The sequence below is a fragment of the Paludibaculum fermentans genome (assembly GCF_015277775.1).
In the GTDB taxonomy this organism is placed as follows: domain Bacteria; phylum Acidobacteriota; class Terriglobia; order Bryobacterales; family Bryobacteraceae; genus Paludibaculum; species Paludibaculum fermentans.
Window position 1 is genome coordinate 1,578,722 of the sequence record NZ_CP063849.1, and the last position, 18,375, is coordinate 1,597,096.

Here is an 18,375-nt window from a genome sequence, read left to right on the forward strand (position 1 = left end):
CTATTCTATCCAGCCGCCGGCCAGAACGAGATCTCCATCGTAAATAACGGCCGCCTGGCCCGGCGTGACGGCCCGTTGCGCGGTGAGAAAGCGGACTTCCACACGGTCTGGAGTGCCGGTGGGATACAGCACGGCTTCGGCCGGCTCGTGCCGGTTCCGGATCTTGACCTGCGCGGCCCGGGGCTCGGTGATGGCTGCGATGGACACCCAGTTCACATCCTTGGCTACCAGGGATTCCCGATAGAGATCGGTGCCCTGCCCCACGATCACCTGCTGGGTTTGCGGATTGGTGGCGATGACATACAGCGGCTCCGGCGCGGCGATGCGCAGGCCCTTCCGCTGGCCCACCGTGTAATGGTGGACGCCTTCGTGCTCCGCCAGAACCTGGCCGTCTTTGTCCACGATCTCGCCGTGGGTGGCTTCGCGAGCGATACCGCGTTCCTTGAAGTAAGCGTCAATGAAGCCGGCGTAGTCGCCATTGGGGACGAAGCAGATCTCCTGGGAATCGTGCTTGGCCGCGGTGGGAATCCCCAACTCCGCTGCCAGCGCACGCACTTGCGGCTTGGTCATACCGCCCAGGGGGAAGAGGGTCCGCGCAAGTTGATGCTGCTTGAGGCCGAACAGGAAGTAAGTCTGGTCCTTGCCGGAATCCATGCCGGTGCGCATTTCGTAGCGGCCGGAATCCGGATTAAAGGCTACGCGCGCGTAGTGGCCGGTGGCGATGTACTCGGCTCCGACGCCGTCGGCCATGTCCAGAAACTGGTCGAACTTGACGTGGTTGTTGCAAAGAGTGCACGGGATGGGCGTCCGGCCGGCGAGGTACTCGTCGACAAACGGCTTCACCACGGTCTCTTCAAACCGGTCCTCGAAATTGACGACGTAGTAAGGAATGCCCAGGACATTGGCGACCGCGCGGGCGTCGTAGACATCGTCTAGCGAGCAGCAGCGGCCAGTGGCTCCTTCCACCTGCATTTCGGGCAGGCGGCGCTGGTTCCAAAGCTGCATGGTCATGCCGACCAGGCGGTGGCCATCGCGCTGCAGCATGGCGGCTACGGCGGAGGAATCCACACCGCCGGACATGGCCACGGCGATTAACGAGTTGGGGGCTGGCTCAGGCATGGGCGGGCGCAAGCTTGCGCAAACGGGCGGTGGCCTTCTCCACGGCGGCGATCAGGGCGTCCACCTGCTCTTCCGTGTTGGTACGGCCCAGGGAGAAGCGGATGGAGGCGCGGGCTTCGGCGGTTGAAAGACCCATGGCGGTGAGGACATGGGAAGGGGTGACGGCACCGGAGGAACAGGCCGCTCCAGAGGAGACGGCGAATCCGGCGAGATCCAGGGCGATGACCAGAGCTTCGCCTTCCAAGCCCGGGAACCGGATGTTGGTGGTATTCGGGGTGCGCGGGGCGCCGGCTGAATTGACGTGGGCGTCAGGAATACGAGTGAGCAGGCCTTGCTCCAGACGGTCGCGGAGCGCGCCGAGGTCGGGCTTCGGCAGGGCGGCCGCGGCGCCCAGTGCCGCGATACCGGCGACGTTTTCCGTGCCCGCGCGGCGTTCGCGCTCATGCCGTCCGCCAAACTGGCGCGGGTTCAGCTTCACGCCGTCGCGGACGTAGAGCGCGCCGATCCCCTTGGGACCGGAGAACTTATGGGCGGTCAGGGAGTAGAGGTCGACACCCAATGCGCGGACGTCCACCGGAATCTTGGCAGTCGCCTGAACTCCATCGGAATGGAAGAGTATGCCAGCTTCGCGGGCGATGGCGGCAATGCCTTCGATTGGTTGAATCACGCCGGTTTCGTTATTGGCGTGCATCACGGAGAGGATGGTGGTGTCTGGCCTTAGCGCTTTGCGGATGTCCTCGGGATCCACCAAACCGTTGGAATCGACGGGTACGATTGTGCAGTCTGCCTGATGCTTGGCGGCGCTGAGGATGGCCGGGTGTTCAATCGCCGTGGTCACGACGCGACCGGCGGGCGCACCCAGGACGGCCAGGTTATCGCTCTCCGTCCCGCCGGAGGTGAACACGATCTCTTTCGGGTCGCAGTTCAGCAGTTGCGCCACTTGAGACCGTGCAGTTTCCACGCATTGCCGGGCGCGCTGCCCGGGCGTGTGAATGGAAGAGGGGTTGCCCCACACCTCGGCCTGGACCTTTTGGAGAAGATCCAAAACGGCCGGCGCAATGGGAGTTGTCGCGTTGTGATCGAAGTAGTGCACGTAAGCCCGTTATTCTAATTGTAGCCATGCCGCTCATCACTCTGTTGACCGACTTCGGATTGCACGACCACTTCGTCGGCGTGATGAAGGGCGTCATTGCGGGGATCGCCCCGAAGACTCAGGTCATCGATATCAGCCACGAGGTCGAGCCGTATCACATTGGACAGGCTCGGTTTCTGCTGTCGCAAAGCTGGCCTTTCTTTCCAAAGCGTACGGTTCATGTCTGTATTGTCGATCCGGGCGTGGGGACCGCTCGCCGGCCCATCCTGGTTGAAGTCGATGGACATCGCTTCGTCGGACCGGATAACGGTTTATTCAGTGATCTCGTCGTGCGCGAAGGCGCGAAAGTCCGGCACATTACGAGCACAAAGCTATTCTTGAACAATATTTCGCAAACCTTTCATGGCAGGGATGTATTCTCTCCGGTGGCAGCTCATTTGACAGCCGGAGTGACCCCCTCCAAGACGGGGCCGCTCATCAGTGACGCGCTGAGGCAGACGACGTCGGAACCGGTCCGAATCGGCCGCCGTTTCTGGCAGGGCGAGATTGTCCACATCGACCGGTTCGGCAACCTGATCACGAACCTGCCGGCCTCTGAGTTCAAGGAGATGCGGCCCAAAGGCATGGCGCTGAAGGTAGGGTTGCGGCTGCTGACGACATTGGTAGAGAGCTACGCCTCGGCTCCGGATGACGAGCCGTTCCTGATTGAAGGAAGCTCCGGGAATCTGGAGGCCGCCGTCAATCAAGGTTCCGCCGCCAAGGTACTGGGTGTCGGCCTGGGCGCTCCGGTGGAACTGGAGCTCTGGTAAATGCCGGAACTTCCAGAAGTTGAGGCGGTTACCAGGAAACTCCGGGTGGCCTCCCCATGGGCGGAGATCGTCGCCACCGGCCAGTTCCGGCCCACCACGGCGACCGGCCTGGAGCGCGCCATTGGCCTGCGGGTGGAAGGCGCCTCGCGCCGCGGGAAGCACATCCTGCTATCCCTTTCCGGCGGACCCGTCGTTCGCGTGCACCTCAAGATGACCGGGAACCTTGTGGTCATTCCGGATGTGCGGCTCCGGACGGCCACTGTCCGGGCGTGGCTGGCGCTGAACGACGGGCGCGGCATTGTACTGGAAGATCCGCGGGCGTTGGGCCGTCTCACGTTTCACGAAACGATCGACGGTCTGTTCGACGATCTGGGTCCGGAGCCGTTCTCCGCCGAGTTCACCGCCCAGCATTTCGTAGCCGAGGCGCAGCGCACCAAGAAGCCCATCAAGCTGCTCTTAATGGAGCAGCGGGCAGTTGTAGGATTAGGCAATATTTATGCTGCCGAGGCGCTGTTCCAGGCAGGCATTCATCCGGCGAAACCCTCCAATGAAATCAGCGTAGTGCGGCTGAAGCGGCTGCGTGGCCACATTGTTGACGTGTTGACTGCTGCGCTAGACTCAGCAATAGCTGCCTATGAACAACCGGGTGCGTTCACAGAGGGTGAGAACTTCCCGGTAGCCGTTTACGGGCGAGAGGGCGAAGCCTGCTGGCGATGCCGTGCGGCGATTCGCCGGATGCCTCAGGGTGGGCGTTCCACCTACTATTGCCCGAAATGCCAGAGGTAGGCGGGGATCCGCAAACATAACTACAATGAGCGACACCACACAAAAGACCTCCCGGGCTGCCGAGTTCCGGCAGTTGATCGGCCAGAGAGCCGTTATCGCGGATGGGGCGATGGGCACGATGCTCTACACCCGTGGTGTCTTCATCAACCGCTGCTTCGACGAGCTGAACCTGAGCGCGGGCCAGATGGTGCGGGAGATTCACCAGGAATATGTCCGCGCCGGCGCGGAAGTCCTGGAAACCAATACGTTTGGCGCGACCCGCGCGCGGCTGGCGACGTTTGGCATCGCGGACAAAGTGGAAGCGATCAACCGGGCCGGGGTCCGGCTGGCCAGGGAAGCCGCGGCCGAGAGGAGCGATGTCTTCGTGGCCGGGGCGATCGGTCCGCTGGGCGTTCACCTGGAGCCGCTGGGTCCGACCTCGTATGCGGAAGCGCGCGAGATGTTCCGGGAGCAGATTGCGGTCTTCCTGGACGAGGGCGTGGATCTGCTGATTTTTGAGACGTTTTCGCAGTTGAGCGAGCTGCGGGAGGGTCTGGCGGCGGCGCGGGACCTGGCCGGGCCGGAGATGGTGATTGTGGCGCAGGTCACGATCGACGACGACGGCAATATGCCGGACGGCACCACCACCGAGACGTTTACGCAGTTCCTCGACTCCTCGCCCGCCGATGTCGTGGGTCTGAATTGCTCAGTCGGGCCGAAAGCCACGCTCGAGACGCTGGAGCGGATGATGACGTTCACCGGCAAGCCGGTCTCCGGCATGCCGAACGCCGGCCACCCGACCCAGGTGGAAGGCCGCGCCATCTACCTGAGTTCGCCGGAGTACCTGGCGCAGTATGCGCGCCGGATGCTGTGGGCCGGGGTCAAGATGGTGGGCGGCTGCTGCGGCACCACGCCGGAGCACATCAAGAGCATCAAGAGCGAAGCGCGCTCGCTGCAGCCAGGCATCCACAAGCTCAGCGTCACCGTGGAAGAGCCCAAGGCTAAGGCCAAGTCGATGGAGAAGGTACCGGTGGCGCAGAAGTCGTCGCTGGGCGCCAAACTGGCCGCCGGTAAATTTGTTGCTTTCGTAGAGATTCTGCCGCCGCGCGGAGTGGATCCAGCGAAGGAAGTGGCGGGCGCCAGGCTGTGCAAGGACGCCGGCATCGACGTGATCAACGTGCCGGACGGGCCGCGAGCCAGCGCCCGCATGTCCGCGCAGGTCACATGCCAATTGATTGAACGGGATGCGGGTATCGAGTCGGTGCTCCATTTCTGCTGCCGGGACCGGAATATCCTGGGCATCCAGAGCGAGTTACTGGGCGCGCATGCGGCCGGCATCCGGAACCTGATCTGCATCACGGGCGATCCACCGCGCATGGGTTCGTATCCGGAGGCCACGGCTGTTTTTGACGTGGATTCCATCGGCCTGGCGAACATCGTCAATAATTTGAACCATGGGCTGGATATAGGTGGGAATCCGATAGGTTCGCAGACGGCGCTGCTGCTCGGAGTGGGGGCGAATCCCGGCGCTTTGAACATTGAGGAAGAGATCCGGAGAACCGAGTGGAAGGTGCAGGCGGGCGCCGAGTACATCGTCACCCAGCCGGTCTTCGACATCCGCCAGGTGGAACGATTCCTGAGAAAGATCGAGGGTTTCCGGATCCCGGTGATCACGGGGATCTGGCCATTGACCTCGTTCCGGAATGCGGAGTTCATGGTGAACGAACTGCGTGTGCCGGTTCCGGACGAATACATGGACAGGATGCGCGGCGTGGAGGATCCTGAGCGGGCGCGCGCCGAGGGCGTGAAGATCGCGCAGGAGATGGTTGCCAACGTGAGGCCGATGGTGGATGGCGTGCAGTTGAGCGCGCCGTTTGGGCGGTACGCCATGGCGGTAGAGGTTGCCCAGGCCATCGGGTCGCGCTAGACTGACGGCTTCCACGGACAGGTGAACGAGTGGCAACAGATCTGATCGAAATCAATTCCGAACAACCGAGCGTTGAAGCGATTGAACGCGCGGCGGTAGCTCTGCGGCGGGGCGAGATTGTGGCGATTCCCACGGATGCGCTCTACACGCTGGTGGCGGATCCATTCAACCTGCACGCCGTGGGCAGGGTGTTTGCGGCGAAAGGCCGCGAGCCGCAGCGGTCGCTGCCGCTGCTGGTGAGTGATTTCCTGATGGCGGAGGACCTGGTCACCGAGCTCCCTGCCCGGTTCTACCTGCTGGCACGGAGATTCTGGCCGGGGCCGCTGACCATCATTGTGCAGGCATCTGCCAAGGTTCCCCTGAAAGTAACTGGAAACACAGGGCGCCTGGCCTTGCGGCAATCACGCTCGCGAGTGGCGCAGGCATTGATCGACTGGATGGGCCAACCCCTCATCTCGACCAGCGCGAATGTCAGCGGACAGCCGACCTGCCAGACCGGCATTGAGGTCTTCGGGACGATGGACGGGCGCGTGGACCTGGTGCTGGATGGCGGTGGATGCATTGGTACGGGTTCCACCACGGTGGACATCACGGAACCTTACTGGCGCCTCATCAAGTCTGGCAGCATCCAGGAAAAAGAGATTGCGGAATGCCTGAAAGGCGCATGAGGACTAACAGTTAAAGATGAGAAGGATTGCGCGCTGCTGGCTCGGTTTTCTGATTGGAATGTGTGGATTAGGAGCGCAGCCGAGCACGGCGCCCACCAATCTGGGCCAGATGTGGAAGGTCCACCAATGGATTCTGCCCGCGGCGGACCTGGACGGCCGGTGGTCGAGAATCGGCAACACGAATACGTTCAACGTCGACTACACAAACAAGATCACCAAGCTGCCCGTCACCTCGAAAGTCACGGTGGTGTCGAAGTCGGGGAGTAAGATTGTCATCTCGATCCCCGGGTCGAATGCCAAGCTGATCGGGAATATCGGGATGGACGGCCGTTCGATTCGAGGAACGATGGATCCGTGCCCTGCCGGCAGCACCTGCGGCTGGACCGCGCAAACGGATATGGAACCTCCGAAAGCAGAGGTGGCCAGGAAGGCAGCGGCGACCAGGCCGCTGTCGATGGACGATCTGGGCACGAACTGGCGGGTCCACGACTTCACCAACGAAGGCTACGACTACTACGGAACGTGGAAACTGCCGAAGCCGGGCTTTGACGCGATCGAGTTTTCCTACAAGAACAAGTCGGACGGGGCGGTGGCGAAGGGCTCGTTCGTGCTGGGACCGCTCTCGGGCCGGGTGCTGCTGATCTTCCACCAGGGGCGGCGCAAGTACATGCGTGGCACGGTGCAGGCGGACGGGAAGACGATTAAGGGCACAGCGGACTGGTGCCGGAATCCCACGCTCTGTGGCTGGGAAGCCACGGTTGTGAATTAGGCACACGGGCCGGGCAGGCAAAGGAATTGCTTGGAGGATCCACCCACGCCAGGGTATCCTTGCATCTAGGGAGCGTTCCTGCGGAACGCGTGCTGGCTTCTATAATTGATCCGTATCAAGCGAATCTGGAGCTCTACTCGAACAACGACGCCGGTGAGCATGCTCTGCAAGGAGAAGCCTAAAGGTGTCCGGAGGGCTCCCCCCATGTTAGGCATCGGGGTCGATTCCGTGGCTGGGACGGTTACTGTGGTGCGCTCCCTACTTCCCTCATGAAAATTCTCTTCATCGGCGACATTTTTGCGTCGCCAGGACGCAGAATCGTCGCCGAGCATCTGCAACAGATTATTTCCGACGAGCATATCGATCTGGCCATCGCCAATGCGGAGAATTCCGCGGGTGGTTTCGGAGTGACTCCGAATGTGGCGCAGGAGCTGTTCTCCTTCGGGCTGGATGTTCTGACAACCGGCAACCACGTCTGGGACAAGCGGGAAGTCTACGACTACCTGAATCGCGAACCACGGCTGCTGCGCCCCGGCAATTACGCGGCTTCCCTGCCCGGAACCGGGCTGTACATGGGGAAAGCGCGCAATGGAGTGCAGTATGCGGTGATGAATCTGCAGGGGCGGGTGCATCTGCCGCCAATCGAGTGTCCGTTCCGCAAAGCGGACGAACTGCTCGCCTCCATTCCCGCGGACGTGAAGGTGAAGTTTCTCGACTTCCATGCCGAAGTGACCAGCGAGAAGATCGCCCTGGGTTGGTATCTGGACGGCCGGATCACCGGAATGGTGGGCACGCACACGCATATTCCGACGGGCGATGCCCGCGTATTGCCGAAGGGCACGGCTTACCAGACGGATTGCGGCATGACGGGGCCCTACGATTCGGTGATCGGGGTGGAGAAGGACACAGTGATCCAGCGCTTCCTGACCCAGTTGCCCATGCGCTTCGAGGCGGCCAAGAACATGGTGGAATTACACGCGGTGATCATCACCCTGGATGAGACCACGGGCCGCGCCACCGCAATTCAGCCTTACGCAATCAGCGAAGAGTGAACCCAGGTGGTGTACCGGGTGCGGCGGACGACGCAGCGGTAGAAAACACCTGAACCGAGCCCGGGCACGATGGCAAGCATCGCGGCCGCGAAACGGGTGAGTGCGTCTTCATACCAGGTGAACATCGGGTTGTAGCCCGCAACGGCGTGTGCAAACGCATTGACGGCGGGCGCGCCGGCGGCGAGGATCAGGCACCAGGCCCAAACCGGCCGCGGCCAGCGAAGGCCGAGCATCATGGAGAAGCCGAAGAGCATTCCAGCGTAGGCAAGGAACCAGGACGAGTGGTCCAGAATGCCAATCAGCACGCTGGCGATGGCAAGCGGGACAAACGGACGGACGTCCGGGTTTTTCATGAACTACCTCCTTGGTGGATTGATCGGCAGTTTGGTGAAAGCCTTATAGGGGGAAGATTACCTATCCTTCATATTAAGGGCTTCGCCCGGGCAAGAAAGGCGTTCGGCGGCTGTTTGTGCAACTTCGGACATCGCAATGCTTAGGACCTTGGTCCCTTGTCGACGAGTGCAGGAATTCAGACATTATGGGCAACTATGGAACCGGGATTCCCATTGGGCCAACTTCTTTCGTAGTCTGTAAAGATGAATAGTCCCAGCAGTACTATGGGCCCTACGGAATGGCGCATTGAGACGCCAAGTCTGGTGATTGGCGCGCCGGCCTACCTGTTGGCGGAATTGGGTGAAAGTGCGATGGCGGGGCGAGCCGCCGCAGGCCGCGAGATCAGGGAGATTGGCGGGGTCCTGTTCGGCCGGCGAAGTCCCGAGGGCGTTCGGGTGGAGGCATACCGGGCAGTCACTTGCGAGCACGCAGAGGGACCCGGTTTCCGCCTTTCCGCGCGCGACCGGGAGGGATTAGCAGAGGTGCTGGAGGCGGCCAGCCGGGAAGAAGCGATATCGGATCTGGAACCTGTGGGTTGGTATCGCACAGAGTACCGGGACATGTTCTTCTCAGAGAACGATCAGAAGCTGTACCAGCAGTTCTTCCCGCATCCGTGGCAAATCGCCCTGATTCTGCGCTGGAGCAAAACGGAACCCGTGCAGGCCGGTGTCTACACGAGAGACCTGAATGGCCGGGCGAAGTTCCGGTGTTCCCTGCTGACGGAAGTCCCGGTGCAAGCGCCTGGGCTGAGCGGAGTCGAAGCGCAGGCTGAAGCGGCTCCCTTGGGCGAGACACGGAAGCCGAGTGAGGCCACGCCCGCTTGGGAGAGCCTGGGGCTGACGCACGACCCGTTTCCCGCGCGCCTGGATACGAGTTTTGTGCGGGTGAGCACGCAGCACCGGGAGGCGGTGGCGGAGCTCTATTATGGCGTCAAGAAGCGCGCGGGGCTGATGTTGCTGACTGGGGAACCGGGGAGCGGCCGCCGCGAGGTACTGGAGAGTCTTGGCGATCTGTTCAACCAGCAGCGCATCGAGTTCGCATACCTGCTGGAAGCGCCCAAGACCCTCGAGCGATTCTATGAGCTGATCAGCTATGACCTGGCGCTGCCGTGCGCCTCTCCGTCCAAGATGGAAGTTCTTGCCAAGCTGACGGAACTGGCGGCCCGGCAGAACGCGGCGCAGAGCACCCTGGTGTTGATCCTGGACGAGGCCGACCCGATGCCGGTCGAGGTAATGGCGGACATCGGCCTTTTGGACCACATGCAGAACCGCCACGGGAAGCTGCTGCAGGTGATTCTGGCGGGTTCGCCCGAGTTGGAGGCCCGCCTGTCGGCGCCGGAACTGCGCGACCTGAACCTGCTGATCTCGCAGAGGCTGCGGCTTCACCGCATGGATGAGGCCGAAGTGGCGGAGTATGCCGAAGGCCGGCTGCAGCGGGCCGGAGCGGCAAAGGTAGGAATCATCCCAGCGGCGCGACTGGCCGTCATCGCGTCCCAGAGCAAAGGCCTGCCCCTGGAGGTGCACCGGCTGTGCGGGGCGTACCTGGAGGCGCTGGTGGCGGGGGCGAGTTCTACCAGTTCCACACTAAGGCTGCAGGGTATGCTGAACCAACTCCGGGACAATGGGGCGGAGTAGAGTCTACGTTGTGAACTGAAGTTCGAGCAGCAGCGGAGACAATGGGCCACGCTTGAATGACTTACCGGTGAGCGGCGGGTGGAAGTCGCACGGGCGCCACTCGCGGCAAGCTTCGAGGTGCAGGCCGAGCGCCACAATCGCCTGGAGGTAGTCCGCAAATTGGTGCGGGAAGGCCGGCATGCGAATCTCCTCCTCACCGTCCTGAAAATGCGCAGCCACGCCGCTGAGCGAGAGGAAGGGATGGATCTCGAGGATGGCGATGCGGCCGCCGGGCTTGAGAATGCGGCGGGCTTCGCGCAAGGGCGCGTCGAGGGATTCCATGTGTTCCAGCGAGAGGCAGAAGAGGGCGAGATCGAACGTCCCGGCCTCAAGCGGCAGCGGGTGGGTCATGTCGTGTTGCAGCAGTTCGAAGCACGAGTGGCGCTGCCGGGCCTGTTCCAGCATTCCCGATGACAGATCGCAACCAGTTACGCGAGCAGCACCCAGGTCCAGCAAAGCGGCCAGATTGCGGCCGGTACCGCAACCGAACTCGAAGACGGACGAGCCCTGGACACCGCCGATACCTTGCGCCACTACCCTGGCCGCGGCCGCGACCATGGGGTTGTCGTAGGTGTCATAGAAGCGAGACCAGCGGTCGTAGGCGTCGTTGACGGAGAGGTGGATTAGATTCGCCGGCATGGGTTCACTCCCTCCCGAATCCAACCGCCGGGATCTTCATGAGCAGGTAGTCCTTGAACTTGGGCAGGGCTGTCAATAGCGGGGCGGAGGACATTACCATTCCAGAGTAAATCGAAGTTGAACGAGCCGGAAGTCCGCAAATTTTGCATTGTTTTCCGCAAGTCCTGTCTTACACTCTGTAGATCCCCAATGCCTTCGACTCAACCACCGGCCTTTCTCTATCCGACGACTCTGTGCCTGCTTGCCGCGTATGCCTTAGGAGTGCTGTATGGGCTCGTGTCGCCTTCGAGCGATCCGCAGCGCGGCATGGCGCAGGGATTCCTGATCTTTATGCTGTTGGTAGTTCTCGGATTCGCCGGGCTGAGTTGGCTGGGCACGCATCCCTACCGGCCGTGGCTGGCCTGGGCTGTGTTTGTGATCTGCGTGTTCCCCGCGGTGAGCCTGTCGGCGCAGGGCATCTACTGGGTGATCCGGATGCTGCGCAAAGAGTAGCCCGGGCCGGCGGCATGCGACCGGTGTGTCAGTGGCGGTTGTGAATCGCCTCGACGACAGAGCCCAGGAGCCCCGGGAACCTGGTGTTCAAGTCGTCGCTTCGCAATGAGTTGTAGTGGCGCGTGCCCTCAATGCGCGTCGAGATCACCCCGGTCTCGCGCAACACCTTGTAGTGATGCGAAAGGCTTGATTTCGGCATATCCACGCAACACGTGCTGCACGGCTGCTCGCCGCGTTGCGCGAGGAACGCTACGATTTCCAGCCGGACAGGATCGCTCAGGGCGTACATGACCTCGCTGAGCTCGATTTGATCTCTCGCCGGTTCCTTACCCGCTCTCATACAAAAACCACCTCTCTACTCTACTCAATTGATGCTTGAAACATGCGGCACGGTTGAATCGTTCGAGAACTGTCGAACATCAATCTGGATGACACCGTCAGGCTCTGAACGCCAGCGTGTCTGAGGAGCACAAGAATGTGGATCGTCAGACTTGCTCTCGACCGGCCGCACACCTTTGTCGTGGTGGCCATTCTCATCCTCCTGCTGGGAGGATTCTCCGTAGCGAAGATGCCCACAGACATCTTCCCGGTGATTGATATTCCGGTCGTGAGCATCATTTGGACCTATCAGGGGCTGCCTACGCCCGAGATGGAGAAGCGTGTAACAACATTCAGTGAATTTGTTTTAGCACTTGTCAACGATGTGAAGTCGATCGAGTCGCAAACCTTGAATGGCGTCAGCGTCATCAAGATCTACTTCCACCCGCAGGTGCACATCGATGCGGCCATGGCGCAGGTATCCACGGCCGTGCAGGGCATCCGGTTCCGCATGCCTCCGGGCATCAATCCGCCCTGGATTCTGCGTTTTGGCGCCGATACCGTGCCAGTGATCCAATTGAGCCTATCGTCCAAGACGCTCTCGGAAGCGGCGCTTTACGACTACGGCATATTCCGGGTGCGCCAACAGCTCTCGACCGTGCCGGGCACGCTGCTGCCGGCTCCGTATGGCGGCAAGCCGCGCCAGATCATGGTCGACATCGATCAGAACCGCCTGCTTTCGAAGGGTCTGACGTCGATTGACGTTTCGAATGCGATCAACACGCAGAACCTGATGCTGCCCAGCGGTACGCAGAAGATCGGCAATCGCGACTACACGGTGAGCCTGAATGGCAATCCGACCTCCGCGCTGGAGTTGAACGACGTGCCGTTGAAGTATGTCAACGGCGCTACGGTGTACATGCGCGATGTAGCGAACGTCCGCGACGGCTATGCCGTGCAGACGAACGTCGTCCGTTCGAACGGCGAACCGGCGGCGCTGTTGAGCATCATGAAGACCGGCGCGGTTTCGACGCTCGATATCGTCGATGAGGTGAAGAACCGGGTGCTGCCGGCGAGCCGCGCCGCCGCCCCGAAGGGACTGAAGATCAACGAGCTGTTCGACCAGTCGTTCTTCGTGCGTGCCTCTATTCAGGGCGTCCTCAAGGAGGGCCTGATTGCGGCGTGCCTGACGGCGGCGATGATCCTCCTGTTCCTGGGCAGTTGGCGCAGCACGCTGATCATCACCATCTCGATTCCGCTGTCGATTCTGTCCTCGATCATCATCCTCAGCGCGATGGGCCACACGTTGAACATCATGACCCTGGGTGGACTGGCCTTGGCCATCGGCATCCTGGTGGACGATGCGACGGTGGAGATTGAGAACACCCATCGCAACCTGGCGATGGGCAAGCCGCTGCGGCAGGCCGTGCTGGACGGCGCGGCGCAGATCGCGGTGCCGACCTTTGTGTCGACATTGACCATCTGTATCGTCTTCGTCTCCGTGCTGTTCCTGACGGGTCCCGCGAAGTACCTGTTCACGCCGATGGCGCTGGCGGTGGTCTTCGCGATGGCGTCGTCTTACTTCCTGTCGCGGACGCTGGTGCCGCTGATGGTGAACTTCCTGCTTGCCAAGGAAGATCACAGCACCCTGCACGAAGGCCCCATCGGCCGGGCCCATCAGCGCTTCAACAGGATCTATGAGGTGTGGCGCGTCCGCTACGAGGCGGCGCTGCAGTGGGTACTGGCCAGACGCCGTACGGCGTTCTACGCGATGGGCGGCGCCGTTGCTCTGGCTGTCGTGCTGATCCCGTTTGTCGGGCGCGACTTCTTCCCGTCGATCGACGCGGCGCAGATCCGCATGCACATTCGCGGTCCGGCCGGCCTGCGGGTGGAAGAGACGCAGAACCTGTTCGCACAGGTGGAGCATGAGGTGCGTCGCACGATCCCGGGCGATGAAGTGGAGCTTGTGCTGCAAAACATCGGCAAGTCGCCGGACTCCTTCAACCTGGCATTTGGCGATGGCGCGATGATCGGAACGTTTGACGGCGAGATGTCGATCTCGCTGAATCCCGAGCATCACGGGAGCGCGGCGGCTTACATCCGTAAATTCCGCGAAGAGCTGCCGAAACGGTTTCCGGGTGTTACGTTCTATTTCCAGCCGGCGGACATTGTGACGCAGGTGCTGAATTTCGGCCTGCCGGCCCCGATCAACATCCAGGTGGCAGGTTACGATCCGAACAACTATCAGATTGCACGGCAGATGTCGGAGCGGCTGAAGGGCGTGCCTGGAGCCGTGGACGTGCATCTGCACCAGGTGGTGGACGGGCCCGACATCCGAATCGATGTCGACCGCACCCGCGCCGCCGAATTTGGTTTGACGCATCAGGATGTCTCGAACAACCTGTTTGTGTCGTTGGCATCCAGCGGCCAGGTTCAACCGAACTTCTGGCTGGATCCGCGCATGGGCATCACCTACCTGGTGGCGGCCCAGACACCGCAGCGTGATCTGCAATCGATCAACGATCTGCAGAACACGCCGGTGTACGCGGGGCGCAATGCGGCGCAGCCCCAGTTGCTGAGCAACCTGGCGAACCTGCGGCGCGGCGTGACACCGGTGAACGCGAACCACACAAACGTGCAACCGGTGTTCGATGTGTACGCGAATATTCAGGACAGCGACCTTGGGTCAGTCGCGACGGACGTGCAAAAGATTGTGAAGGAGTTCACGCCGAAGCTCTCGCCGGGCAGCACGATCAAGGTGCGCGGGCAGGTGCAGAGCATGAACGAGGCGTTTACGCGCCTCGCGCTGGGCCTGGTGTTTGCCGCGATCATGGTCTACCTGCTGATGGTGGTGAACTTCCAGAGCTGGCGCGATCCGTTCATCATTGTGACCGCGCTGCCGGGCGCCTTTGTCGGCGTGGTGGTGGCGTTATTCCTGACACAGAGCACGTTCAATGTACCCAGCCTGATGGGCGCCATCATGTCGATTGGCGTTGCGACGGCGAACAGCATCCTGCTGGTGACGTTCGCCAAGGAGCGGCTGGATGCGGGGGAGACTCCGCTGCAAGCCGCGATTCAGGCGGGTTCGGCGCGTTTGCGTCCGATCTTCATGACGGCCTGCGCCATGATCATCGGCATGCTGCCAATGGCGTTGGGATTGGGGGAGGGCGGCGAACAGAACGCTCCGCTGGCGCGTGCGCTGGTGGGCGGCTTGACGATGGCCACGGTCGCCACGCTGTTCTTCGTGCCCGTGATGTTTACGAGTCTGAGCAGGAATCAATCCGTGGGAGAGGCTCAATGAGTACCGACAACAATTCGTCCTATACGAAAGAAATTTCCCTGAAGCCGGGCAACCGGCGGCGGCCGGGGGTGGCCGCCACGATACTGCTGGTCATCGTGGTCTTTGGCGCGGTGGCCGCCGCGAAGTTCCAGAAGCGGGAATCCGCGGTTCACTTTTCGCAGGAGGCTACTGGGGCGAAACCGCTGGTCAATACCGCGGTGGTGTCCGCGGCTCCGCCCACCACGGAATTGACGCTGCCGGGCAATACGGAAGCAGTGGTGGTGGCTGACATCTACGCACGAGCCACCGGCTATGTGCGGACGCGGTCGGCCAACATCGGCGACCAGGTGAAACGGGGCCAGGTGCTGGCGACGATTGAATCGCCGGAACTGGACCAGGAACTGGCGCGGGCCCGGGCGACGGTGGAAGAGTCGAGGGCGTCGTGGCGGCAGGCGCAGGCCAATGTCGCGAGGGCTGAAGCGAGTGTCGTGGAAGCTCGGGCTCGGTTGGAGCAGACGAAGGCGAACGAGGCGCTGGCTTCGGCTACGTCCGATCGCTGGACGCGGCTGGTGGACAAGGGTGTCCTGCCCAAGCAGGAAGGTGATGAGCGGCAGTATGCGCATAGCGCCCGCAAGGCGGAAGTCGCGGCGGCGGAGGCGTCGATCCACACGGCCACGGCGTCTGTGAATGCAGCGCGGGCCAGCGTGGTGTCGGCCGAGGCCAATATCCGCGCGAATGAAGCCAACGTGTCGCGGCTCGAACGGCTGGTGGGCTTTGAGCGGGTGGTAGCTCCTTATGACGGCATCATCACCGAGCGGCTGGTGGAGCAGGGCGACCTGATCTCCTCCACCGGCGGCCTGGATGGCGGCAAGAAGCTTTTCGCCATTGCCCAGCCCAGCACCCTGAGAGTGCAGGTGAATGTGCCGCAGACGTTTGCGCCGGACATCCAGGCGGGTCAGGATGCCCGGCTCGTGGTGAAGGAGCGGTCGGGCACGGAGTTCGCGGGCAAGGTGGTGCGGACGGCCAGTTCGTTGAATGCGTCATCGCGCACGATGCTGGTGGAAGTGCAGGTGGACAACCGTGACGGCGGACTGCTGCCGGGCATGTTCTCCGAGGTGAAGTTCGCCTTGCCGAGGAGCCATCCGGCGACAGTGGTGCCGGCCGAGGCGCTGCTGGCCAATGCCAAGGGGACGCGGGTGGCGACAGTCGATCCGAGTGGCAAGATCCGTTTCCGCACCATCGAGGTGTCGCGCGACCTGGGTACGCAGATCGAAATCGCGTCGGGCCTCAACCCGAATGAAGTGGTGATTTTGAATCCGGGCGAAATGCTGGCCGAGGGGCAGGAGGTCCAGGCCGCCGGCCCGGTGAGTCACCAGGAAAGAGCAAGAAGATGACTTTGAGGTTTGTCCTTGCCGGTTTGTTGACCGCGCCGATGTGGGCCCAGCCCGCGGCGCCGCGGCTGGAGAATTCAGGCCGGATCGATCAGTTGGTGCAGGATGGCAAGCTGCGGCTGTCGCTGCAGGACGCCATTGCGCTGGCGCTGGAGAACAACCTGGACGTCGAGTTGCAGCGCTACAACCGCCGGCTGGCGGAGACCGATGTTTTACGGTCGAAGGCCGGCGGAGCGTTGCGGGGCATTCCGCTGTCCGTGCATGAGGGACCGAACAGCCTGGGTGTGCCGGTGGTAACGGGCTCAGGCCTGGGCGGCGGCGACACGCCCACGCTGGACCGGTTCTCGGGGACAGGCGCGCAGATCGACCTGTCGCTGCTGGGCTCCCTGCCCCTCTCTACCGGACCGGTGGTGCCGAACCTGGATCCGACGCTGACGGGCACGCTCGGGTGGAATCACACATCGTCGCCGCAGAACAGCACGTTCCTGGCGCCGCTGCGGTCGTTGAATGCGGATACGACGACGGCGAATGTCGGGATTGAGAAGGGTCTCAATACAGGCGGCACCATCGGCCTGAGCTTTCTGAACCAGCATCAGGACATCAACAATCCGCTGCTGAGTTTTAGCCCGTATTCGACTTCGACGCTGAGGCTGGACTTCCGGCAGCCGCTGCTGCGCGGTTTCGGCCCGGCGGTGACGACGCGCTATATCCGAATCGCCAAGAACAACCAGAAGGTCTCGGACCTGGTCTTCCGGCAGCAGGTGATCAGCACGATCCACGCAGTCATCCGGCTGTACTGGGACCTGGCGAGCCTGACGGAAGACGTTCGTGTGCGGCAGGATGCGGTCGTCTCGGCGGAGCAGTTGTTGAGGGACACGCAGGAGTCGGCCAAGCTGGGCGTACGGGCGTCCATCGATGTGACACGCGCCCAGGCTGAGGTGGCGCGGCGGCAGCGCGATATCGTCATCGCACGGAGCCTGGCCCGGCAGCAGAGCGAGTTGCTGAAGGACTACCTGGTGCGGGCGTCGGAAAGTAAGCTGCAGGAAGTGGTGATCGAACCCGTGGACGCGATGGGGCTGCCGGCGGAGTCTCCGCGGGAGCCTTTGGAGCAACTGGTGGGCCAGGCGTTGAAGGAGCGTCCCGACCTGGCGCAGGCACGCATCCAGTTGGAGAATTCGCAGATCAGCCTGAAGGGGTCGAGGAGCGCCCTGCTGCCTTCGCTCGACCTGGTTGCCTCGGCGGCCAACAACGGGCTGGGCGGGTCAGCCAATGGAACGCAACTGGCCAATCTGGCGCCCTCGACTCCGAATCCGTTCTTCATCGGCGGGTACGGCGATGCCCTGGGGCAGGTGTTCCAGCGCAACTTCCCGGATTATGGGGTGGCGGTGCAGTTTAGTGTCCCGATTCTCAACCGGGCGGCGCGAGCCGATGTGACGCGCGACCAGATTCAGGTGCGGCAGCAGGAGATCCGGCTGAAGCAACTGGAGAAGCAGGCGCGGCTGGAGATCCGCAACGCGCAGATTGCGGTGGAAGAGGCGCGGGCGAGCTATGAATCCGCCCGGCAGGAGCGCATTCTGGAGGAACAGACCCTGGATGCGGAAAAGGAGAAGCTGGGCGTGGGCGCCTCGACCACGTTCCTGGTGATCCAGTATCAGCGCGATCTCACGCAGGCGCGCTCGTCGGAGGCGACGGCGCAGAGCAGCTATTGGAAGGCTCGCGCGGCACTCGACCGGGCGATGGGGACGATGCTGACGGTCCACAATGTGGAGTTCGACGAAGTCGTAGCGGGCACGGTTTCGAAGGTTCGCTGAGAACTGTGACGTGACACGCAGCCACTCGCGGCCAGGACTCCTGGTTGCGGGTGGCTGTTTTGCGTCCGGGCCGGCCTATCGCGGGTGAAACGGTTTGAGGGTTTCCCTCACTACTGGTAAGGCAGCCCTGGGGAGAGACGCGGCTCGGGACGCGTTGAGCGGATCCCGCTGGCAAC

The 18,375-nt window shown here is 62.4% G+C and carries 16 protein-coding genes; 11 read left to right on the forward strand and 5 right to left on the reverse strand.

The genetic code is table 11. From position 1 onward, the window contains the following. Positions 1 to 1,119: a tRNA 2-thiouridine(34) synthase MnmA gene (mnmA, locus tag IRI77_RS06225; RefSeq protein ID WP_194451208.1), complete on the reverse strand. Its 1,119-nt coding sequence runs from the start codon at positions 1,117 to 1,119 to the stop codon at positions 1 to 3. Further along, positions 1,112 to 2,212 carry a cysteine desulfurase family protein gene (locus IRI77_RS06230; protein WP_194451209.1) on the reverse strand — a complete coding sequence of 367 codons (1,101 nt, stop codon included), beginning with the start codon at positions 2,210 to 2,212 and terminating at the stop codon, positions 1,112 to 1,114. The genes mnmA and IRI77_RS06230 overlap by 8 nt, the downstream gene beginning before the upstream one ends. A gap of 26 nt (positions 2,213 to 2,238) precedes the next feature. On the opposite strand from IRI77_RS06230, the gene IRI77_RS06235 reads away from it, so the two are divergent. The 6 genes from IRI77_RS06235 (at position 2,239) to IRI77_RS06260 (ending at position 8,202) form a co-directional block, all read left to right on the forward strand. Then, on the forward strand, positions 2,239 to 3,021 hold the full coding sequence (locus tag IRI77_RS06235; protein ID WP_194451210.1) for an SAM hydrolase/SAM-dependent halogenase family protein: 783 nt from the start codon (positions 2,239 to 2,241) through the stop codon (positions 3,019 to 3,021). Next, positions 3,022 to 3,807 carry an Fpg/Nei family DNA glycosylase gene (locus tag IRI77_RS06240; RefSeq protein WP_194451211.1) on the forward strand — a complete coding sequence of 262 codons (786 nt, stop codon included), beginning with the start codon at positions 3,022 to 3,024 and terminating at the stop codon, positions 3,805 to 3,807. It begins immediately after the preceding gene. A 25-nt stretch (positions 3,808 to 3,832) separates the two neighbouring features. After that, complete coding sequence (locus IRI77_RS06245; RefSeq protein WP_194451212.1) at positions 3,833 to 5,713, forward strand: bifunctional homocysteine S-methyltransferase/methylenetetrahydrofolate reductase; 1,881 nt, start codon at positions 3,833 to 3,835, stop codon at positions 5,711 to 5,713. A gap of 29 nt (positions 5,714 to 5,742) precedes the next feature. Further along, complete coding sequence (locus IRI77_RS06250; RefSeq protein ID WP_194451213.1) at positions 5,743 to 6,381, forward strand: L-threonylcarbamoyladenylate synthase; 639 nt, start codon at positions 5,743 to 5,745, stop codon at positions 6,379 to 6,381. Between the two features lie 16 nt (positions 6,382 to 6,397). Further along, on the forward strand, positions 6,398 to 7,150 hold the full coding sequence (locus tag IRI77_RS06255) for a hypothetical protein (protein ID WP_194451214.1): 753 nt from the start codon (positions 6,398 to 6,400) through the stop codon (positions 7,148 to 7,150). Between the two features lie 269 nt (positions 7,151 to 7,419). Then, complete coding sequence (locus IRI77_RS06260; protein ID WP_194451215.1) at positions 7,420 to 8,202, forward strand: TIGR00282 family metallophosphoesterase; 783 nt, start codon at positions 7,420 to 7,422, stop codon at positions 8,200 to 8,202. Here IRI77_RS06260 and IRI77_RS06265 read toward each other — a convergent pair. After that, the gene (locus IRI77_RS06265) at positions 8,181 to 8,555 is read right to left on the reverse strand and encodes a hypothetical protein (RefSeq protein ID WP_194451216.1); all 375 of its coding nucleotides are present in this window, start codon (positions 8,553 to 8,555) and stop codon (positions 8,181 to 8,183) included. The two genes, IRI77_RS06260 and IRI77_RS06265, sit on opposite strands and share 22 nt — an antisense overlap. A gap of 264 nt (positions 8,556 to 8,819) precedes the next feature. Here IRI77_RS06265 and IRI77_RS06270 point away from each other — a divergent pair, with 264 nt between their 5' ends. Further along, positions 8,820 to 10,229 carry an ExeA family protein gene (locus tag IRI77_RS06270; RefSeq protein WP_194451217.1) on the forward strand — a complete coding sequence of 470 codons (1,410 nt, stop codon included), beginning with the start codon at positions 8,820 to 8,822 and terminating at the stop codon, positions 10,227 to 10,229. A 3-nt stretch (positions 10,230 to 10,232) separates the two neighbouring features. Here the strand turns inward: IRI77_RS06270 and IRI77_RS06275 are convergent, their stop codons facing one another. Continuing rightward, positions 10,233 to 10,907, reverse strand: coding sequence for a class I SAM-dependent methyltransferase (locus IRI77_RS06275; protein WP_194451218.1), 675 nt, complete (start codon positions 10,905 to 10,907; stop codon positions 10,233 to 10,235). Positions 10,908 to 11,096: 189 nt separating this feature from the next. Between IRI77_RS06275 and IRI77_RS06280 the strand changes: the two genes are divergently transcribed. Beyond that, the gene (locus IRI77_RS06280) at positions 11,097 to 11,399 is read left to right on the forward strand and encodes a hypothetical protein (protein ID WP_194451219.1); all 303 of its coding nucleotides are present in this window, start codon (positions 11,097 to 11,099) and stop codon (positions 11,397 to 11,399) included. Between the two features lie 28 nt (positions 11,400 to 11,427). On the opposite strand, the gene IRI77_RS06285 is transcribed toward IRI77_RS06280, so the two are convergent. Further along, entirely contained in the window at positions 11,428 to 11,739 is a 312-nt protein-coding gene (locus IRI77_RS06285) for an ArsR/SmtB family transcription factor (RefSeq protein ID WP_194451220.1), read from the reverse strand. 135 nt (positions 11,740 to 11,874) lie between these two features. Between IRI77_RS06285 and IRI77_RS06290 the strand changes: the two genes are divergently transcribed. Genes IRI77_RS06290 through IRI77_RS06300 form a run of 3 tightly spaced genes read left to right on the forward strand, consistent with a single transcriptional unit; the run spans position 11,875 to position 18,199 of the window. Continuing rightward, the gene (locus IRI77_RS06290) at positions 11,875 to 15,018 is read left to right on the forward strand and encodes an efflux RND transporter permease subunit (protein ID WP_194451221.1); all 3,144 of its coding nucleotides are present in this window, start codon (positions 11,875 to 11,877) and stop codon (positions 15,016 to 15,018) included. Further along, a complete protein-coding gene (locus IRI77_RS06295; protein ID WP_194451222.1) occupies positions 15,015 to 16,391 on the forward strand; it encodes an efflux RND transporter periplasmic adaptor subunit in 1,377 nt (458 codons plus the stop codon). Before IRI77_RS06290 ends, IRI77_RS06295 begins: the two co-directional genes overlap by 4 nt. Beyond that, positions 16,388 to 18,199, forward strand: coding sequence for a TolC family protein (locus tag IRI77_RS06300; protein WP_194451223.1), 1,812 nt, complete (start codon positions 16,388 to 16,390; stop codon positions 18,197 to 18,199). The genes IRI77_RS06295 and IRI77_RS06300 overlap by 4 nt, the downstream gene beginning before the upstream one ends. The last annotated feature ends 176 nt before the right edge of the window (positions 18,200 to 18,375 follow it).